Genomic DNA, 18,540 nt, shown 5'->3' on the forward strand with positions numbered 1-18,540 from the left:
ACAAAAAGCCTGATCTATTGATCAGGCTTTTTGTTGCTCGATTATTTTTATGTTGTAAGTTTTAAAGCTTTAATTTTATCTTCATCAAAACCAATTACATATTGGCCATTTTGATCAATCACAGGGCGTTTGATTAAACTGGTGTGTGTGGTAAGCGCTTGAATCAGTGCTTGTTCACTCGACAAAGCTAGTTGCTGTTCTTGTTCACTGAGTTTTTTCCACGTTGTGCCTTTTTTATTGAGCACAAGATCTTGCCCAATATGATCGAGCCATTGTTTAACCGTCTCTGCATCTATGCCTTGTTTTTTATAATCATGAAACTCATAACTCAAGCCAAGTTCAGTCAGTAAATCAAAAGCTTTTTTCATGGAGTTACAATTTTTGATTCCATAAATTTTCAACATGTCTTAACCTAATATTCAATTGTTTGATTTGACAGAAAGAGTAGCAAAATTGCCAATATGTACAGTATAAGAATAGATAAAATATTTTAAAAGGCATGATTGCTGTCATCAGAATTTAACAATTTGCGCTTAATATTTTATTGAAGCGAGCAGCAGACTGGCTGACTAAATGATTTAAATTTTAAAAATAAAAAATGAAACTAAAAAAAATTGAAATTAAAAAAAGAGAAAACCCGCATCTAATCATCCTGATTATGCGGGTCTCATTACAACGTCCAATGTCACATCCTTGAAAAATAAATATTCAAAATACTTATTTCCTTTTCTTCCTACGGCGTCCTATCCTTTTGCTGTCATCCTGACAATGTCCCTGTGCCGTGCGTGTATAATGCGCTTGTTGATATGAAGAAAATATAAGATAACACGACAAAATTTGTAAGTTATTACCCTGTAATCAGTGAACACTTGTTCACAAAATTGCTCAATTTTTAGATAAAAATTGAGCAATGGTCTGTTTAAATTTGATAATCAATAATCACAGGGGCATGGTCGCTATACCATTCATCTTTATAGACCCAGGCATTGACTGTGCGATCTTTCCAGTCAGGTGAGCATGCTTGATAATCAATTCGCCAACCGACATTTTTAGCACGCGCTTGTCCACGATTGGACCACCAAGAATATACTTCAGCTTCTTTACGTACTTCACGAAATGTATCGACATAGCCCAGTTCGTCATAAATATGGTCTAACCAAGCACGTTCATGCGGTAAACAACCTGAAGATTTTTGGTTGCCTGACCAGTTTTTAATATCGATTCGTTTATGCACAATATTGTAATCGCCACATACAATGATCGACTTATCTTCATCGCGCCATTGTTTTAAAATTTTTCGATATTCTTCTAAGAAGTGATCTTTACGGGCTTGTGCTTCATCACCTGATGAACCTGAAGGTAAATACAGTGAACAGATATGCACAGGCTTGGCTAAACCGACATCAAATTCTGCGCTAATAAAACGACCTTGGCTATCGGCAAGTTCAAAACCCAAACCATTCTGGATCGATTTAAATGGCAAGCGACTGTAAATTGCTGTACCTGCATAGCCTGATTTTTCCGCAGGAAACAGATGGGTAAACCAACCTTCGGGTTTGAATTTATCGGTCCATTGTTCATGTGTAATACGGCTTTCTTGGATACAGATCACGTCTGCATCTGACTTTTCCATCCATTCAAGTAGGCCTTTAGTGACGGATGAACGTAAGCCATTTACGTTAATTGAGACAACTCTTAAAATTTTTTGATCACTTGGATAGCTACTCTTTGGTATCATGCGCAGTCATAACCTCAATGTATGAATTTTGGAGCACCTCATGTCAACGCCAGCTCAGTTTAACCCGCAAGCTTTTATCGAACTCGCATTATCACGTGGTGTGCTTAAATTTGGTGAGTTTACTTTAAAATCAGGCCGTGTGAGCCCTTATTTTTTTAATGCAGGTTTACTCAACGATGGTGAAGCATTATCGCTTTTAGCTCAAGGTTATGCAGATAAATTAACACAATGTAACAACGTTGAAGTGATCTTTGGACCTGCATATAAAGGAATTCCTTTTGTTGCAGCAACAGCTGTGGCTTTGTCACAAGTACATGGTGTAAGTGTGCCTTGGGGCTTTAACCGTAAAGAAGCCAAAGACCATGGTGAAGGCGGTGTATTGGTTGGTGCTTCAGTAGAAGGTAAAAAAGTCTGGATTATTGATGACGTGATTACAGCGGGTACCGCAATTCGTGAAGTTGTCACAATTCTTAAAAATGCAGGTGCGACAATTGCAGGCGTATTGGTTGCGCTAGATCGTCAAGAAAAAGGGCAAGGTCAATTGTCTGCCATCCAAGAAGTTCAACAAGAACTTGAGATTCCAGTACATGCTTTAATTAGCATGAAAGACTTAATGGATTATCTAGATGCTAAAGGCGAGCAAGATGCTTTAGCAAAAATGGAAGCTTACCGTGTGAAATATGGTATATAAGTTAAAAAAAAGGATAAGATAAGGAGCATAAGCTCCTTATTTTTATGGACTATAAAGGATTAGGTGCCATTTTAAATGTTCATTCTATTGATAATCGTCGTGGTTGCTGTACTTGGCATTATGCTGGTCAAACATATTGACCAACGACGTTGGCAACGTTACCAATTTGAGCGGGATATGTTTTTTCGGCAATATCCATTTCAATGGAAAGGTTTAGAACAGTTTGAGCTGGTTTTAAATATCAACGTGCACGCCCAGAAAAAATTAATCAATGAATTGATGTTAAGAGCATCTGAGAACAGTTATATCAAGAAATCACGTATTCAACGTGAACCTGAATGTTCGAGACAACAATACTCAATTAAAGTCATGATTCAAGATTTAACCATTGGGCACTTAGAAAAGAAATATGCAGACTTATTGGGAGAAAGTCTAGATCAAACCGATTTTGAAATTGGTCGCCCGATCGAGCTAGATGCTGAAATCATTGTGTTTGAAAAAGATGATATCGAGTTGGGCTGTCGTGTCAAACTGGCTTTACCGCGTGATCCACGGACTGCACATCAATACCTGATAGAAAATAGCCAACAACAATTTCAAGAAAAATAAGCTTAATCAGCATGCGAATTGAGCAAGTAGATACTTTGCTCAATCTGTTCTTGGTCTTGCAAGGTGCGGACAATTCGATGGGTTTTAGAATCTTCAACAATAAATTTGAGTGTATATTCCTTTAAATGCTGCTGAGCGACCAAGGTGGCGACCAGTTGGTCATGTTGTCTGAAAATTTGAATTTGTAGTGCCTGATCTAAACAATTTTGAAACTGTAAGTCCTTATAGCCATACACCACAGTTGCATCACTGCCTAAAGGGGTAAAGCGCTCATGTTCCTGATAAATATCAATCGAATGTGAATGTCGTTCTGTGATGGTTAAACCCGCTTTTAACGCATTGATATAGAGCAAGCAAGAAATTTGACAAATCCCACCACCCAGATCTTCTGAAATTTTTCCATTGACCAGATTACGCCCTGTTTTAAAGCCATTGTTTAACGTCGGGGCTGTTACCAAATGCCAAAATGAAAAGATTTGATTTGGCTCAATGACCAAACCGTTTATGCTCTGAATCGCAAGATCAATGTTATGGGTTTTATTTTCAAAATAATGATTTATCTTGATGCTTTGTTGGGTTGAAATTTGCTGGTCTGATTGCCACAGTGTTTGATGTTTTAAGGCAAACTGTAGCTTCGAGAAAAGGTGTTCACGACAATACCTGCGTAATAACTGATAAAGCAGTTTCCATGATTTGGGTAAATATTGCCGCATATTCCACCTGCTTATTCTAATTGTTTACTGACGGTTGTTTTTCTAAAACGACAACCAAGTATGATGCATATTCTTTTAAAAATGAACGGCACATCAAGCTGTCTAGGCTTCTAAACAGTGGGCGTAAAATCGTTGGAATACGATGGATAGGGAAAAATAAAAAGCCCTCACTTTCAACCAGTTTCCATTGAGGGCCAAGCAGCTTTTCAATCTCTACCAATGTCATTTGATGAGCAGCATGCCAGCTTTGTTGTTGATGCTTTACAGCTTGTCGACGTTTGGCAGAGGGGAAATCAAAAATAAGCTTGCCATTGGTTTTTAATTTTTGATGCGCCTCATTCAGAAACTGTTCTGTGGTTGTATGGTCTTGATGCATGATCACATGAAAGCTATAAATGACATCGAGCTGATGGTTTTCGATTGGAATTTCAGTCAGAGAGCCTTCAAGCAAGATTTTATGCGGATATTTTTCTCTAGCGACTTTCAGCATTTCAGGGCTGAAATCTACACCGTAATCGGCATAATCGAGTAAACGACCTGTACCACAACCGATATCCATACAATGTGTAGGTGCTGTTTTACTGAGAATACGCTTGAGAAAAGCACGCTCTTGTTGGTCTAAATATTGCCCATAACTGTTGTTAAAACGGTTGTTATCGTAGTCGTGTGCAAGTTCGTTATAGTAATTTTTAATCTCTGAGTCAGGTTGATTCGACATTGAATAACTCTTTTTATTGACGAATAGAAACTAATTCAACTTATAAACTATTTTGTTGAAGATCACACGTTTTACACGCTAAAAACATGCCTATTTTTTCCTGCCGTCCTTGTTCTGTCAACACCCACGGACGATTCTGCCAAGGCGGAAGATGACGCACATGTTGTTGATGTCCACACGCAAGTTCAGCAACATAATGTTGCTCCTCATCCAAATGAAATCCCACAATGGCTTGTTGCATTTCGATCATCATATTCACAATAATTGCTAAGAGTTTAGCGAAATTTCGAAAAAGTACACCAGATTCTCCGCTATACTGCATTCAATCCAAAATTTTATAAGAGCATCAATATGCGCGTACTTGTTGTGATGGATCCCATCGAAAGTGTAAACCTGAAAAAAGACTCAACAATGGCAATGTTATGGGCGGCTGCACGTCGAGGGCATGAGTTAGGCTATGCATTACAACAAGATTTATATATTGACCAAGGCAAAGCATTTGGTTTGATTTCACCGCTTCAGGTTTTTGAAGATTATGATCACTACTATGAGTTAGGTGAAAAAGCCAAAGAGTCGCTTGCAACGTATGATGTGGTGTTGATGCGTAAAGATCCGCCTTTTGACATGAACTTTGTTTATACCACTTATATTTTGGAACAGGCAGAGCGTGAAGGGGTGTGGATTATTAACAAACCACAAAGTTTGCGTGACTGTAATGAAAAACTATTTGCGACCCAATTTCCAGATCTACAAGTACCCACTTTAGTGACCTCACAGCAAAGTTTGATTCGTGAATTCTTAAAAGAACATGGTGACGTTATTGTTAAGCCACTGGATGGTATGGGTGGAATGGGGATCTTCCGTTTATATCAAGATGGCGTCAATATTGGTTCAACCATTGAAATTTTAACTGAAAATGGCACACAACCGATTATGGCACAACGTTATATCCCTGAAATTGTGGATGGTGATAAACGTATTTTGATGATTAATGGTGAGCCTGTACCTTATTGCTTGGCTCGTATTCCTCAAAATGGTGAGGTGCGTGGGAATTTGGCAGCAGGCGGTTTGGGTGAAGCTCGTCCATTGACTGAAAATGACAAAGCCATCGCAGCCAAAGTTGGACCATTCTTAAAAGCCAAAGGCTTGGTTTTTGTCGGATTAGATGTGATTGGAAATTATGTTACTGAAATCAATGTCACCAGTCCAACCTGTATTCGTGAAATTGATGATCAATTTGGTACTTCAATTGCAGATGATTTGTTTAATGTACTAGAAGCAGGTCAGTCAGTTTAATTTAAGCTGGGATACTGCATTCTAAATCTCAACTAAAAAATAGAGTCTTTCGCGGCTCTATTTTTTTGCTGTCGATTGGCTATAAAAATGATAAATCATCGAGAAATATAAAAAAATAACGTTTAATTCCACTTTTTTTAACGGATTAATGATAAAAGTAGTTTAAACTTTCAAATCAGTAGAAAAAAACAATGAAAGGCTTGGTGAAAAAAAGTAAATAAACTTTTCCCCATAGCGGATTGTGATTACAATTGGTTGTTTAAGATATTCGTTAAATATTTATTTTTGCATTGAAGAATTAGACCGTGACCGAACCCCAGCAAAGCACACCGAAACACATCATGATGATGGCGGCAGGTACAGGTGGACATGTATTCCCTGCACTGGCAGTTGCAAAAGAATTGCAACAACAAGGCAGCCAAGTGTCTTGGTTGGCGACTCCGACAGGTATGGAAAATCGACTTTTAAAACAACATGATATTCCAATCTATCAAATTGATATTCAAGGTGTACGTGGCAATGGTATTGTACGTAAATTAGCTGCACCCTTTAAAATTTTAAAAGCAACCTTGAGCGCAATGCGCTATATGAAACAGCTCAATGTCGATGCAGTGGCTGGTTTTGGGGGGTATGTTGCGGGGCCAGGTGGTTTGGCTGCACGTTTGTTGGGTATTCCTGTGATTATTCATGAACAAAATGCAGTGGCAGGCTTTACCAATACCCAGCTTTCAAGAATTGCTAAAAAAGTCTGCGAAGCATTTCCAGATACTTTTCCGAAAAGTGAAAAAATTGTGACAACAGGTAATCCTGTACGGGCAGAAATTACCGCAATTTATAATCCTTCTTTTCGTTATAAAGAACGCGAAAATGCGGCTGAACCCTTACATATTTTAATTGTTGGCGGTTCTTTGGGTGCGCAAGCCCTGAATGAATGTGTACCTCAAGCCTTAAAACAATTTGATGTTCCATTAAAAGTATTTCATCAGTGTGGGCAAAATAAACAAGAGACCACACAGGCTTCATATGCGGATGCACCTGCAAATATACAGGTTGAGGTTCAGCAATTTATTGAAGATATGGCACTGGCCTATAGCAACGCAGATTTAATTATTTGTCGTGCAGGTGCACTAACAGTCACTGAAGTGGCGACTGCTGGTGTGGCGGCTGTATTTGTGCCATTACCAAGTGCGGTGGATGATCACCAAACTGCCAATGCACGATTTTTGGAGAAAACAGGTGCTGCGAAAATCTGTCCGCAGCAGAGCATGACTCCAGATTCGTTAAAGGATTTACTAACACCGTTGATGAACCGCCAATTATTGATGGAAATGGCGGTAAAAGCTCGTCAACAAGCTCAACCAGATGCAACACAACGTGTGGTTGGTTTAATTCAAGATTTGTAAGTTAGAGTTGATTATGTCTCCAACAAGCCCTGCTGATAAAGCAAAAAACCTAATTAAAATTCCAGAGATGCGCCGTATTAAACATATCCATTTTGTGGGTATCGGTGGCGCTGGGATGTGTGGTATTGCAGAAGTATTGAAAAACCAAGGCTATAAGGTTTCTGGTTCTGACATTAAGGCATCAAAAACAACGGTTCAACTTGAAGAAAACGGCATTAAAGTTTTTATTGGACATACGGCAGACAATATCAAAGGTGCAAATGTACTGGTTGTTTCTACTGCAATTGACCCTGAAAATTTAGAAGTAAAAGCAGCAATTGAAAATCGTATACCCGTAGTGCGCCGTGCAGAAATGTTGGGTGAATTGATGCGTTATCGTCATGGTATCGCGGTTGCAGGAACCCATGGTAAAACCACGACAACCAGTTTAGTGACCTGCATGTTGGCAGAAGAGAACATGGATCCAACTTATGTGATCGGTGGTCTGTTAAACCGTACCGGTGTTAATGCAGCGTTGGGTGCTAGTCGTTTTATTGTCGCAGAAGCAGACGAATCAGATGCATCATTTTTACATCTAGAGCCTATGGCGGCCATTGTTACCAATATTGATGCAGATCATATGGATACCTATGGCGGTAGTTTTGATGTACTTAAAGACACCTTTATCAAATTCTTACAGAAAATGCCGTTCTATGGCTTGGCTGTAGTTTGTGGTGATGATGCCAATATTCGTGAAATCATGCCACGTATTGGTCGCCCAGTGCTGACCTATGGTTTTAATGAAGACAATGATATTCGAGCAATTGACGTTGAACAAGTTGGTATGCAGTCAAGCTTTACGGTATTGCGTAAAGGTCGTGAACCATTACGTTTAACCATTAATCTTCCGGGTTTGCATAATATTCTAAATGCACTGGCTGCGATTGGTATTGCAACAGATGAAGGTGTTTCTGATGCTGCGATCGCACGTGCCTTAGAAAGCTTTAGTGGTGTAGGTCGCCGTTTCCAAGTTCAAGGTGAGTTTGAGTTGGATGAAGGCACTGTAAAACTTGTAGATGATTATGGGCATCATCCGAAAGAAGTTGAAGCGACCATTAAAGCTGCACGTGCCAGCCATCCAGATCGTCGTTTGGTGATGATGTTCCAGCCACATCGTTATAGTCGTACTCGTGACTGTTTTGATGATTTTGTAGATGTGTTGTCACAAGTCGATCAATTGTTGTTGTTAGAAGTATATTCTGCAGGTGAGAAACCGATTGTTGGTGCAGATAGTCGTTCTTTGGCGCGGAGTATTCGTCTGCGTGGCGAAGTTGAACCGATCTTGATTGACCCAGTGGAAGGCAATTTGCAGAACGCGATACAAAAAGTGTTACAAGCGAATGACTTGTTATTAACACAAGGTGCGGGTAACGTGGGAGCAATTTCTGTAGAATTGGCTCAAAACCAACTGTATTTAAAATAATTGATTTGGCTTTGTTTAAATTTGGATTTGAATAAAGCCTAGAAATTAAATTGACTAACTTATAAGTTTAAGGATTTAAACGTGTCAAATGCTTCTAAATTCGGCAAAGTAGCGGTATTGCTTGGTGGGAAATCTGCTGAGCGTGAGGTGTCATTAGATAGTGGTAAAGCTGTTTTAGAAGCATTATTACGTTCGGGAGTGAATGCTGAAGGCTTCGATCCACAAGAGCGTAGTGTGACGGAACTTGTGGGCTATGATCGCGCATTTATTGTATTGCATGGTCGTGGTGGTGAGGATGGTCAAATCCAAGGCGCGTTAGAATGGATGAATGTACCGTATACAGGTACAGGGGTTCAGGGTTCAGCGATTGGGATGGACAAAGTTAAGACCAAACAAATCTGGCAAGGTTCAGATTTACCGACTGCACCGTATCGTATTATTTCCAAAGATTCTGATTTAACTGAAGTGATTGAAAGCCTTGGCTTACCATTAATCATTAAGCCTGTACATGAAGGTTCTAGTGTTGGTATGAGCAAGGTTGAAAAAGCTGAAGAGCTTGCTGCTGCAATTGAAAAAGCTACAGTACATGATGCTGTGGTGATGGCTGAAAAATGGATCACGGGGCGTGAATACACTATTTCTTTCCTCAATGGTTTGCCATTACCTGTGATTCGTTTGCAACCGCCTGCTGATGTTGCATTCTATGACTATGAGGCAAAATATAACCGTAATGACGTGGAGTATGGTATTCCATGTGGTTTAAGCGAGTCAGAAGAAAAGAACTTACAAGAATTGTGTTTACGTGCTTTCCAAGCAGTCGGTGCCAGTGGTTGGGGACGGATTGATGCGATGTTAGATGAACAAGGTCATTTCTGGTTATTAGAAGTGAATACAGTGCCTGGCATGACCAGTCACTCACTTGTGCCTAAAGCTGCAAAAGCTGTGGGTTATAGCTTTGATGAATTGTGTGTTGCGATTTTAGCGCAAACGCTCACGGAACAAGCACACTAAGTTTATGGCTCAACTTCCTGCTTCGATGCGTCGCAAACGTGCGGCAATTACATCAATACACGATAAGCCGCCAACACGTCAGGAAAAGCTTCTCAACGTGGGAAGCTGGTTGCTTATGGTCATTGCTATTGCTGTGCTATTTGCAGGAATCTATGGTCTGTATAAGGTGATTACCGATGCTCGGGTGGCCACACTTCAAGTGGTAGGTACCACCTCATCGGTAGAGTCACAAGCGATTACACAACATTTGGCGCCTGTTGTTAAAAATAATTATTTCACCTCGGATTTAGAACAGATTCGAGATAAAGCACTAGAAGTATCATGGGTGGATCGTGTTGTGGTTTCACGGGCATGGCCAAATGGTATTCGCGTGCGGATTATGCCACGTCATGCAATCGCTCGTTGGGGAACCGGGCGATTACTGAGTGATGCTGGAGATGTCTATACAGAAGCGGTGGCGAAGAATTATTCAAACCTGCCATTGCTTCATGGGCCGCTCAGCCAATCCAAAGTGATGATGCGTCGCTATAATGAAATTAATCAATTATTTCACCCAGTCAACTTACGTTTAAAAGAGCTTTATCTCACTGAACGTATGACTTGGTTTATGCAGTTTGATTCGGGACTACGGGTGATCGTAGATCAAGATCAAACCATGAGTAAGCTACAACGTTTAAGTCACTTGGCACAAACTGATTTGAAACCTACTTGGTCGAATATTTCCGCCATTGATTTGCGCTACCGAAATGGTTTGGCAATTCAATGGAGAAATTCTATTTCACCAAAAATTGTGAATGGTCAGTTTGTTGTAACCAGTAATGACATAAGCGTTGCAGGTGGGATGGTTGCACAGCCATAATACGTGGCTTGAAAAAGAGGCATATAGCCAAACATAAACAATGAAGATAATGGTAGCAAAGTGATGAATGAAGCTGTTCCCTCAGTTGTTGCAATTGACATTGGGACACATAAAGTTTCAGTACTGATTGGTAAAGTACATGCCCCTGATAATATTCAGGTTATTGGCATGGCAAGCGCACGCAATAAAGGAATGAATAAAGGCAAAATTGTGAGCCTTGATAAAGTCACAAATGCAATTAAACAAGCCGTTCAAGAAGCTGAAGATATGGCTGAGTGTCGTATTCATTCAGCTTGGGTTTCTATTCCAAGCACCGAATTACAAAGCCATTATGCGATTGGTCGTACGCCGATTTCAAATTCAGAACATACCATTACGACAACTGAAGTGGTGCGTGCATTAGAGCTTGCTAAAGCCAGTCATATGACAGCCGATCATTACTTAGCAAGTGCAGTGCCTTTAGGTTTTGAGCTGGATGATTCAAGTGAGTGGGTACAGAACCCAATCAATTTATCTGCCAATAGTATGACAGCCCATTATCAATTGATGATGATGCCAATCAGTACTATGCAGAACTTGGATCGTGCAATGAAAGGCGCCAATATTTCAGTTGAAAAAATGGTGGTATCTTGTTTAGCAACTGCAGAAGGCAGTTTGCTTAAAGATGAAAAGGAATATGGCGTTTGTTTGCTCGATATTGGTGCTGGAACGACAAATATTGCAGTCTATATTGAAGGGCATTTGGCATTAGCCCATACCATTCAATGTGGTGGTGAAAATGTCACACGTGATATTGCAACAGTGTTGCAAACCACAACTGAAGAAGCTGAACGGATTAAGCTACTGCATGGTTGTGTTGATATTCACCAAGTTAAACCGGATCATATGATTCAGTTTGAGGCAATTGATGGCCCACAAACCATTAGTCGTATTGAGTTGACTGAAATTATTATCGCACGCTATGAAGATATCTTAGGTAAAGTACGATACGAATTAGAACAACGTAGTGCACTACAAAGTTTGTATCATGGTGTCGTACTGACAGGTGATGTTTGCCAGATTGAAGGCATGGTGACATTGGCTCGTCGTATGTTGGGTATCTCTGCACACTTAGGCAATCCACCGTTACAAGTGGTGACCGATGATCAGAATTTACCATCTTTACGTCGTTCAATGTATGCTACAGCAGCAGGGTTACTTTTGTTTAGTCAAAGTGACATGCAAGAGGCGATTGAAGAACCTGAAGTTCAAGGTGGAAGACCATTCTTTGATCGGATTGTGAATGGTTGGAATGCCTTAAATAACAAATTAAAAGGTATTTTTTAGGTGTGGTTTTTTGGGGAATATTGTTAGGAAGTTGTAAGTGTTCTGTCCAATACTTGACAAGCTCTGCAATGAACAGCATCCTAAAAACAATTTTTATTATTGAAGATCAAGGCAGTATACGGGCTTAAGTGACTGCCAAATTATATTAGGAAATCTAAAGGTCATGGCCTCATTTGAATTTTTAGACGATGGACAAACCGATAACAACGGTCAAGCCCGTTTTACTGTGTTTGGTGTTGGTGGCGGCGGTGGTAATGCTGTACAACACATGGTGCAATCTGACATTAAAGGTGTGAAATTTGTTTGTGCAAATACAGACAAGCAAGCCCTTGATCGCATGAATGCCCCATTTAAAATGCAACTTGGTGAGCAAAGCACACGCGGTTTGGGTGCTGGTGCTAATCCAGATGTAGGTCAAATTGCTGCTGAAGAAAGCCGTGAACAAATCCGTCAACACCTTGAAGGTGCCGATATGGTATTTGTGACTGCTGGAATGGGCGGTGGTACAGGTACAGGTGCTGCGCCCGTTGTTGCTGAGATTGCTCAAGAAATGGGTATTCTTACCGTGGGTGTGGTGACAACGCCATTTAACTTTGAAGGTCGTCGTCGTCAACGTTCGGCTGAAAAAGGGATTGAAGCATTAGAACAACATGTTGATTCTTTAATTATTATACCAAACCAACGTTTACTCAGCGTTTATGGTGACATCTCTATGCAAGATGCTTACCGTAAAGCAGATGACGTGTTGCTGAATGCTGTACGTAGTATTTTTGATCTGGTTGTTCGTCCTGGTCATATTAACCTTGACTTTGCTGACTTGAAAACTGCGATGAGTACACGTGGTTATGCGATGATGGGTGAAGGTAAGAGTAGTGGTCCAGACCGTGCTGAAGAAGCTGCACGTTTGGCGATCCGTAGTCCGTTATTGGATAATGTAAATATCATGAATGCCAAAGGGGTGTTAATTAACATCACTGGCGGTGCTGATGTGACTTTACGTGAAACTGAAGTGATTACAGATGTTGTGAACCAGATTGTTGACCTTGAAGAAGGTGAAGTGTTCTTTGGTACTGTATTTGATCCAGACGCACGTGATGAAATCCGTGTCACTGTGATTGCTACAGGTTTAACACGTAATGCCAGTGATGCAACTGAAGCAAAACGCAGAACCCATATCAGCAATGTTGCGCAATCATATAGCCAGCAAGCTAGCCACAACACTGTGGTTGATGAAGATGACGTTCCAGCGATCAATAAACGTCAAGAAGATGGTGCACCTGTTGCAGCACCAAGTTCAAGCGGTCGTTCTACGCCAATGAGTATTCAAGATTATTTGAAAAATCAACAGCGTAAATGATTGATAATTATTAAAAATAATTAATATCAACGAAAAAGGTAGTGAGATTCATTACCTTTTTTGTTTTTTATCAATGGCTAAATGTGCTAACGTATAGCGGATTTGAGAATGAAGACCGAATTAGCATGTTGAAACAACGTACCCTGAAGCGAGTCGTTAAAGCGAGTGGCATCGGACTACATAGCGGACAAAAAGTCATGATTAACTTTTTACCGCATGTGGCGGACGGGGGTATTGTATTTCGCCGTATCGATTTAAATCCATCTGTCGATCTGCCAGCAGATGCTATGCTGATTCAAGAAGCATTCATGTGTTCCAATTTGGTCAGTCATGAAACTAAGGTTGGAACCATTGAACATGTCACCAGTGCAATCGCTGGCTTGGGTATAGATAACCTGATTATAGAAGTGTCTGCTTCTGAAATACCGATTATGGATGGTAGCGCAGGTCCATTTATATACTTACTCATGCAGGGCGAATTAGTAGAACAAGACGCACCGAAAAAATTTATTCGAATTCTCAAACCTGTTGAAGCACTCATAGAAGATAAGCGCGCAATTTTTACCCCTCACGATGGTTTTCAAATCAATTTTACTATCGACTTTGATCATCCTGCATTTGCAAAAGAATACCAATCGGCGACCATTGATTTTTCAACAGAAACGTTTGTCTATGAAGTCAGTGGTGCACGTACTTTTGGTTTTATGAAAGATCTCGATTATTTAAAAGCCAATAATCTGGCACTGGGTGCGAGCTTAGATAATGCTGTCGGTTTAGATGATACTGGCGTGGTCAATGAAGAAGGTCTACGTTTTGCTGATGAGTTTGTTCGGCATAAAATTTTGGATGCAGTCGGTGATTTATACCTACTTGGGCATCAAATTATTGCCAAATTCGATGGCTATAAATCGGGTCATGCACTGAATAATCAGCTTTTACGCAATGTTAAAAGCGATCCAAGCAGCTATGAAATTGTAACATTTGATGACGAGAAGCTGTGCCCAATTCATTTTGTCAACGTGACATAAGTCTTTGTCTTTTAGGCATTGTGTTATAATGTAACAATAAAAAGTGTGATATTTGTCATATTTTAACCAGTTTTAATCTTAATTTAATCTAATTAGGTTACTTTTTATTGCTTGCCAAACGTAGTAAAGCTTGGCTAAGCTTAGGGTCGCTCACAAAACTAGCGGCATTTTGTAACATTTCAGATGTTGCAGGTTGTATGCTTCTTACAGTTTTATGGAGTTGTGGGGGTGTTTCAGTATTGCTGTTTTGAATACGTAAACGAACTTGCAGTTTTTGTAAATCACGAAGTTCGTTGATTTGTGACAATTGAGAAATATACTGTTTTTGAAGATAACCGAGTTGACTAATCATGGCTTGATTTTCACCGGTGATGGTCAAAATACCGTATTGATAACAGACAACTCGCCAATTCTCAGGTTGAGGAAGTAGCGGTTGAATTAATTTAGTAAGTTTTTGCCATTCGGCAACTTGCTTTGTAAGAAACGATAAGTTTCCTGTTTTTAAGTGTTGTCTTGTTGGTTGAAAGACGTTTTTGGGTTCAGACATACATGGTTCCTACATATTTATGTCTTATCTTAAGCGCTCATTTCGATAGATATCAAGGATGAGATCACTCAAGAAACTTGACTAAGAACAGTTAAAGAGGTTTTTATGCACACGCGACGTATTTTATTGGCTTTTACTTTAGCAGCTTCCGCTGCAACCGCTGCATTTGCAGACTTGGTTCAATCACCAGATCGTTTAGAACAATTATCCAAGACTTTATCTCAAGGCTCTTATAATCCAGATGATTTAGATCTTCCTGCTTCAGCAAAGATGAATATTACTTTACGTAGCCAAGATGCACCAATCGAGTTAAACAATGCAAGTATCGCTAAAAAATACGGTTCTAGCGCAAACTCTGCTTCTCGTTACACTGCAAACTCTCCATATTCTTGGTTAGTCACTCATCCGCTTCCAGATATGAAGCGCGTAAGCTCTGATTTTGGTGGCCGTACAATGGGCGGTCGTGCAGAACATCATTCTGGTTTAGACCTTTCAGCACCAAGTGGTACACCAATTTATGCAACAGGTCCTGGTATTGTGACCAAGTCTGGTTGGGGCACTGGTTATGGTCAATATGTAGAAATTAACCATGGTAATGGCTATATCACACGTTATGCGCATGCTTCACGTCTAATTGCCCGTGTAGGTGATCAGGTGAAGGCTGGTGAACATATTGCCAACGTGGGTTGCACAGGTCGTTGCACAGGTCCACATTTGCATTATGAAGTAGTGAAAGATGGTCAACGTAAAAATCCATCTTCTTACTTAGCCATGTTGCCATAACGCTAAACATTTGATTGTTGAGCTTATGACTGGTGCTCTGTATGCATGGTTGAATTCGTAGTCGCGATGAATTAAATACTGTATTCAGACTATCATCAAATAAAAAAATATTTTGTATAAAAAACCGCCTTTATTGGCGGTTTTTTGTTATTTTAAGTGTTAATTAGTCAACAACTATTTAGTTGCTAAATAATCCTTACAATCTGCATTTGGCTGTAACGATAACTTAACAGGCCCAAAACATGATACATATAATATATAGAAAACTATTCAAGGAGTAAGTGGGAAATGGCGTATTATGGTGATAGCGACGCTCAGGAAACACAAGAATGGCAAGATGCCTTTGATTCAGTGCTCCAGCATATGGGTACGGATCGTGCTGCGTTTTTATTAGAAAAATTATATCAACAAGCAATTTCGAAGCATGTACCTATTCAGCGTCTAAATACCCCTTATTTAAATACCATTCCAGTTGAAGAATCTCCAGCGATGCCAGGCGACCAAGATATGGAGCGTCGTATTCGAGCATTAATTCGTTGGAATGCTTTGGCAATGGTTCTACGAGCCAATAAAACAGGTGATGACTTAGGTGGTCACTTGGCAAGTTTCGCGTCTTCAGCAACCCTATATGATGTCGGTTTTAACCATTTCTTCCGTGCCAATAGCGATAGCTTTGGTGGCGACATGATCTATTACCAAGGTCATTGTGCACCAGGTATTTACGCACGTTCATTTTTAGAAGGTCGTTTGACTGAAGATCAATTGAGTAATTTCCGTCGTGAAGTGGGTGGTCAGGGGCTTTCAAGTTATCCTCATCCTTACTTAATGCCAGATTACTGGCAGTTCCCAACCGTTTCGATGGGCCTTGGTCCAATCATGTCAATTTATCAAGCGCATATTCAAAAGTACTTGATGAATCGTGGTTTGATCAAAGAAGAAAACCGTAAGGTTTGGGCGTATCTTGGCGATGGTGAAATGGATGAGCCAGAAAGCTTAGGTGCAATCTCGCTTGCGGGTCGCGAAAAATTAGACAACTTAATCTGGGTGGTTAACTGTAACTTACAGCGTCTAGATGGTCCTGTACGTGGTAACGGTAAAATCATTCAAGAGCTAGAGTCACTGTTCCGTGGTGCAGGCTGGCGTGTAATTAAAGTGGTTTGGGGTCGTCATTGGGATCCTTTACTGGACAAAGACACCTCAGGTGCTTTAAAAGCCCGTATGGATGAAACGCTAGATGGCGAATACCAACGTTACCAAGTAAAAGGGGGTGCTTATACCCGTGAAAAATTCTTTGGTAAATACCCAGAAGCTGCGGAGTTGGTGAAAGGCTTAAGTGATGAGGATATTGATAATCTGAATCGCGGTGGTCATGACCCATACAAAGTGTATGCCGCGTATGCAGCAGCAATGACCAGCAATGGTCAACCGACTGTAATCTTGGCGAAAACAGTGAAAGGTTATGGTTTGTCTGACGAAATTGAAGCCGTCAACAAAACCCACCAAATCAAGAAAATGCAACACGATTCATTGAAATATGTACGTGACCGTTTCAATTTGCCATTCTCTGATGAGCAACTTGAAGAGCTTCCATTCTATCGTCCAGGTGAAAACTCACCTGAATTGAAATATATGAAAGCACGTCGTGAAGCTTTAGGTGGTTATTTACCTGCACGTCGTAAAGACAGTGAAGTATTGGCGATTCCTGAGATTTCAGTATTTGATGGTGTGCTTAAAGGCAGTGGTGGTAAAGAACAATCAACCACGATGGTTATGGTGCGTTTGATTGCTGCATTGTTAAAAGAAAAAGCCATTAAAGACCGTGTTGTGCCTATCGTACCTGATGAAGCGCGTACTTTCGGTTTAGAAGGCATGTTCCGTCAGTTGGGTATCTATGCTGCGCATGGACAAAACTATACTCCAGAAGACCAAGAACAGCTCATGAACTATCGTGAAGCAAAAGATGGTCACATGTTGCAAGAAGGGATCAATGAAGCAGGTGCAATGAGCGCTTGGTCAGCATTGGGTACCAGTTATTCGACCAATAACTTACCAATGATTCCGATGTATATGTATTACTCAATGTTTGGTTTCCAACGTATTGGGGATATTGCATGGGCAGCGGGTGACTCTCAGGCACAAGGCTTCTTGTGTGGTGCAACAGCTGGTCGTACAACATTAAATGGTGAAGGTTTACAACACCAAGATGGTCATTCTCATATCTTGGCAGGTACGATTCCAAACTGTGTAGCGTATGATCCTTGCTTTGGTTATGAGTTAGCTGTGATTGTGCATGATGGTTTACAACGTATGTATGTGAATCAGGAACGTGTGTTCTATTACTTGACGCTCATGAATGAAAACTATGACCAACCTGCATTGCCTGAAGGTGCTGAAGAAGGCATCAAACGTGGTATGTACTTGTTCAATAAAGATGAAAAAGCCACAGTTCAGTTATTGGGTTCAGGCGTGATTCTGCGTGAAGTGATTAAAGCTGGGCAAATTTTACGTGATGAATACCAAATCCATTCCAATGTATGGAGTGTAACAAGCTTCAATGAATTGGCACGTGATGGTATGGCTGTTGAAGAATACAATCGCCTACATCCACTTGAAGATGGTAAAGAGTCTTGGGTTTCTCAGCAATTACGTGACACGGATGGTATTGTTGTTTCAGCAACAGATCATATGCGTGCCTATAGCGAACAGATCCGTGCTTACCTTCCAGATAGCCGTCCATATGTAACATTGGGTACAGATGGTTATGGTCGTTCAGATACACGCAGTAATTTGCGTAGTTACTTTGGTGTAGATGCGGCACATATTGTGGTTGCAACCTTGAAAAAACTTGCAGATGAAGGTGAAGTTGATCCACGTTTAGTGAAAGATGCAATCTCTTCATTTGAACTTGATGTTGATCGTCCAGTGGCATGGTTACCGCAAGCGCACCCATCTGTTCAAGAAGTTGCTGCTTATACTGAAGTGACAGAGGAGAAATAATG

The 18,540-nt window shown here is 40.4% G+C and carries 18 protein-coding genes; 12 read left to right on the forward strand and 6 right to left on the reverse strand.

All coding sequences use genetic code 11. The annotated features are described in order from the left end of the window. Positions 1 to 47 precede the first annotated feature (47 nt). Together ASC84_RS17750 and ASC84_RS17755 are read right to left on the reverse strand one after the other, a co-directional pair. Positions 48 to 404: a Spx/MgsR family RNA polymerase-binding regulatory protein gene (locus ASC84_RS17750; protein WP_004718643.1), complete on the reverse strand. Its 357-nt coding sequence runs from the start codon at positions 402 to 404 to the stop codon at positions 48 to 50. 515 nt (positions 405 to 919) lie between these two features. Next, positions 920 to 1,738, reverse strand: a complete 819-nt coding sequence (locus tag ASC84_RS17755) for an exodeoxyribonuclease III (RefSeq protein ID WP_004718642.1) — start codon at positions 1,736 to 1,738, stop codon at positions 920 to 922. A gap of 40 nt (positions 1,739 to 1,778) precedes the next feature. Between ASC84_RS17755 and pyrE the strand changes: the two genes are divergently transcribed. Continuing rightward, complete coding sequence (gene pyrE, locus ASC84_RS17760; protein WP_004718641.1) at positions 1,779 to 2,429, forward strand: orotate phosphoribosyltransferase; 651 nt, start codon at positions 1,779 to 1,781, stop codon at positions 2,427 to 2,429. Between the two features lie 75 nt (positions 2,430 to 2,504). Continuing rightward, positions 2,505 to 3,038, forward strand: coding sequence for a hypothetical protein (locus ASC84_RS17765; protein ID WP_004718640.1), 534 nt, complete (start codon positions 2,505 to 2,507; stop codon positions 3,036 to 3,038). A 2-nt stretch (positions 3,039 to 3,040) separates the two neighbouring features. Here the strand turns inward: ASC84_RS17765 and ASC84_RS17770 are convergent, their stop codons facing one another. The 3 genes from ASC84_RS17770 to ASC84_RS17780 are packed head-to-tail and all read right to left on the reverse strand — an operon-like array spanning position 3,041 to position 4,710. Beyond that, positions 3,041 to 3,751 carry a VanW family protein gene (locus ASC84_RS17770; protein WP_056517150.1) on the reverse strand — a complete coding sequence of 237 codons (711 nt, stop codon included), beginning with the start codon at positions 3,749 to 3,751 and terminating at the stop codon, positions 3,041 to 3,043. Between the two features lie 16 nt (positions 3,752 to 3,767). Continuing rightward, positions 3,768 to 4,469, reverse strand: coding sequence for a class I SAM-dependent methyltransferase (locus ASC84_RS17775; RefSeq protein ID WP_056517153.1), 702 nt, complete (start codon positions 4,467 to 4,469; stop codon positions 3,768 to 3,770). Positions 4,470 to 4,509: 40 nt separating this feature from the next. Next, entirely contained in the window at positions 4,510 to 4,710 is a 201-nt protein-coding gene (locus ASC84_RS17780; protein ID WP_035371612.1) for a DUF3565 domain-containing protein, read from the reverse strand. A gap of 110 nt (positions 4,711 to 4,820) precedes the next feature. On the opposite strand from ASC84_RS17780, the gene gshB reads away from it, so the two are divergent. The 8 genes from gshB to lpxC all read left to right on the forward strand — a co-directional run bounded on the left by gshB (position 4,821) and on the right by lpxC (position 14,211). Beyond that, positions 4,821 to 5,765 (forward strand): glutathione synthase, encoded by a 945-nt coding sequence (gene gshB, locus ASC84_RS17785; RefSeq protein WP_056517155.1) that lies wholly within the window; start codon positions 4,821 to 4,823, stop codon positions 5,763 to 5,765. Between the two features lie 305 nt (positions 5,766 to 6,070). Continuing rightward, the gene (gene murG / locus ASC84_RS17790) at positions 6,071 to 7,168 is read left to right on the forward strand and encodes an undecaprenyldiphospho-muramoylpentapeptide beta-N-acetylglucosaminyltransferase (RefSeq protein ID WP_056517158.1); all 1,098 of its coding nucleotides are present in this window, start codon (positions 6,071 to 6,073) and stop codon (positions 7,166 to 7,168) included. 13 nt (positions 7,169 to 7,181) lie between these two features. After that, positions 7,182 to 8,630, forward strand: coding sequence for a UDP-N-acetylmuramate--L-alanine ligase (gene murC / locus ASC84_RS17795; protein WP_056517161.1), 1,449 nt, complete (start codon positions 7,182 to 7,184; stop codon positions 8,628 to 8,630). An 81-nt stretch (positions 8,631 to 8,711) separates the two neighbouring features. After that, a complete protein-coding gene (locus tag ASC84_RS17800) occupies positions 8,712 to 9,641 on the forward strand; it encodes a D-alanine--D-alanine ligase (protein WP_056517162.1) in 930 nt (309 codons plus the stop codon). 4 nt (positions 9,642 to 9,645) lie between these two features. After that, positions 9,646 to 10,500, forward strand: a complete 855-nt coding sequence (locus ASC84_RS17805; RefSeq protein ID WP_004718624.1) for a cell division protein FtsQ/DivIB — start codon at positions 9,646 to 9,648, stop codon at positions 10,498 to 10,500. Positions 10,501 to 10,563: 63 nt separating this feature from the next. Beyond that, complete coding sequence (gene ftsA / locus ASC84_RS17810; protein ID WP_004718623.1) at positions 10,564 to 11,826, forward strand: cell division protein FtsA; 1,263 nt, start codon at positions 10,564 to 10,566, stop codon at positions 11,824 to 11,826. A gap of 163 nt (positions 11,827 to 11,989) precedes the next feature. Next, the gene (gene ftsZ / locus ASC84_RS17815; RefSeq protein ID WP_004718620.1) at positions 11,990 to 13,183 is read left to right on the forward strand and encodes a cell division protein FtsZ; all 1,194 of its coding nucleotides are present in this window, start codon (positions 11,990 to 11,992) and stop codon (positions 13,181 to 13,183) included. Positions 13,184 to 13,308: 125 nt separating this feature from the next. After that, positions 13,309 to 14,211 (forward strand): UDP-3-O-acyl-N-acetylglucosamine deacetylase, encoded by a 903-nt coding sequence (lpxC, locus tag ASC84_RS17820; protein ID WP_056517165.1) that lies wholly within the window; start codon positions 13,309 to 13,311, stop codon positions 14,209 to 14,211. Between the two features lie 97 nt (positions 14,212 to 14,308). On the opposite strand, the gene ASC84_RS17825 is transcribed toward lpxC, so the two are convergent. Continuing rightward, positions 14,309 to 14,758, reverse strand: coding sequence for a hypothetical protein (locus tag ASC84_RS17825; RefSeq protein WP_004718616.1), 450 nt, complete (start codon positions 14,756 to 14,758; stop codon positions 14,309 to 14,311). A 105-nt stretch (positions 14,759 to 14,863) separates the two neighbouring features. Between ASC84_RS17825 and ASC84_RS17830 the strand changes: the two genes are divergently transcribed. Further along, positions 14,864 to 15,541 carry a M23 family metallopeptidase gene (locus ASC84_RS17830; protein ID WP_004718614.1) on the forward strand — a complete coding sequence of 226 codons (678 nt, stop codon included), beginning with the start codon at positions 14,864 to 14,866 and terminating at the stop codon, positions 15,539 to 15,541. Between the two features lie 288 nt (positions 15,542 to 15,829). Beyond that, complete coding sequence (gene aceE / locus ASC84_RS17835; RefSeq protein WP_004818397.1) at positions 15,830 to 18,538, forward strand: pyruvate dehydrogenase (acetyl-transferring), homodimeric type; 2,709 nt, start codon at positions 15,830 to 15,832, stop codon at positions 18,536 to 18,538. The last annotated feature ends 2 nt before the right edge of the window (positions 18,539 to 18,540 follow it).

It is taken from the genome of Acinetobacter sp. Root1280, assembly GCF_001425285.1.
Classification (GTDB): domain Bacteria; phylum Pseudomonadota; class Gammaproteobacteria; order Pseudomonadales; family Moraxellaceae; genus Acinetobacter; species Acinetobacter guillouiae.

Excerpts from the sequence above, each read along its gene's own strand:
- ASC84_RS17775 (WP_056517153.1), bottom strand. The coding sequence starts at position 4,469 with ATGTCGAATCAACCTGACTCAGAGATTAAAAATTACTATAACGAACTT.
- ASC84_RS17770 (WP_056517150.1), bottom strand. The coding sequence starts at position 3,751 with ATGCGGCAATATTTACCCAAATCATGGAAACTGCTTTATCAGTTATTA.
- ftsZ (WP_004718620.1), top strand. The coding sequence starts at position 11,990 with ATGGCCTCATTTGAATTTTTAGACGATGGACAAACCGATAACAACGGT.
- gshB (WP_056517155.1), top strand. The coding sequence starts at position 4,821 with ATGCGCGTACTTGTTGTGATGGATCCCATCGAAAGTGTAAACCTGAAA.
- ASC84_RS17830 (WP_004718614.1), top strand. The coding sequence starts at position 14,864 with ATGCACACGCGACGTATTTTATTGGCTTTTACTTTAGCAGCTTCCGCT.
- lpxC (WP_056517165.1), top strand. The coding sequence starts at position 13,309 with ATGTTGAAACAACGTACCCTGAAGCGAGTCGTTAAAGCGAGTGGCATC.
- ASC84_RS17780 (WP_035371612.1), bottom strand. The coding sequence starts at position 4,710 with ATGCAACAAGCCATTGTGGGATTTCATTTGGATGAGGAGCAACATTAT.
- ASC84_RS17765 (WP_004718640.1), top strand. The coding sequence starts at position 2,505 with ATGTTCATTCTATTGATAATCGTCGTGGTTGCTGTACTTGGCATTATG.
- pyrE (WP_004718641.1), top strand. The coding sequence starts at position 1,779 with ATGTCAACGCCAGCTCAGTTTAACCCGCAAGCTTTTATCGAACTCGCA.
- ASC84_RS17805 (WP_004718624.1), top strand. The coding sequence starts at position 9,646 with ATGGCTCAACTTCCTGCTTCGATGCGTCGCAAACGTGCGGCAATTACA.
- ASC84_RS17750 (WP_004718643.1), bottom strand. The coding sequence starts at position 404 with ATGTTGAAAATTTATGGAATCAAAAATTGTAACTCCATGAAAAAAGCT.
- ASC84_RS17755 (WP_004718642.1), bottom strand. The coding sequence starts at position 1,738 with ATGATACCAAAGAGTAGCTATCCAAGTGATCAAAAAATTTTAAGAGTT.
- aceE (WP_004818397.1), top strand. The coding sequence starts at position 15,830 with ATGGCGTATTATGGTGATAGCGACGCTCAGGAAACACAAGAATGGCAA.
- ASC84_RS17825 (WP_004718616.1), bottom strand. The coding sequence starts at position 14,758 with ATGTCTGAACCCAAAAACGTCTTTCAACCAACAAGACAACACTTAAAA.
- ftsA (WP_004718623.1), top strand. The coding sequence starts at position 10,564 with ATGAATGAAGCTGTTCCCTCAGTTGTTGCAATTGACATTGGGACACAT.
- murC (WP_056517161.1), top strand. The coding sequence starts at position 7,182 with ATGTCTCCAACAAGCCCTGCTGATAAAGCAAAAAACCTAATTAAAATT.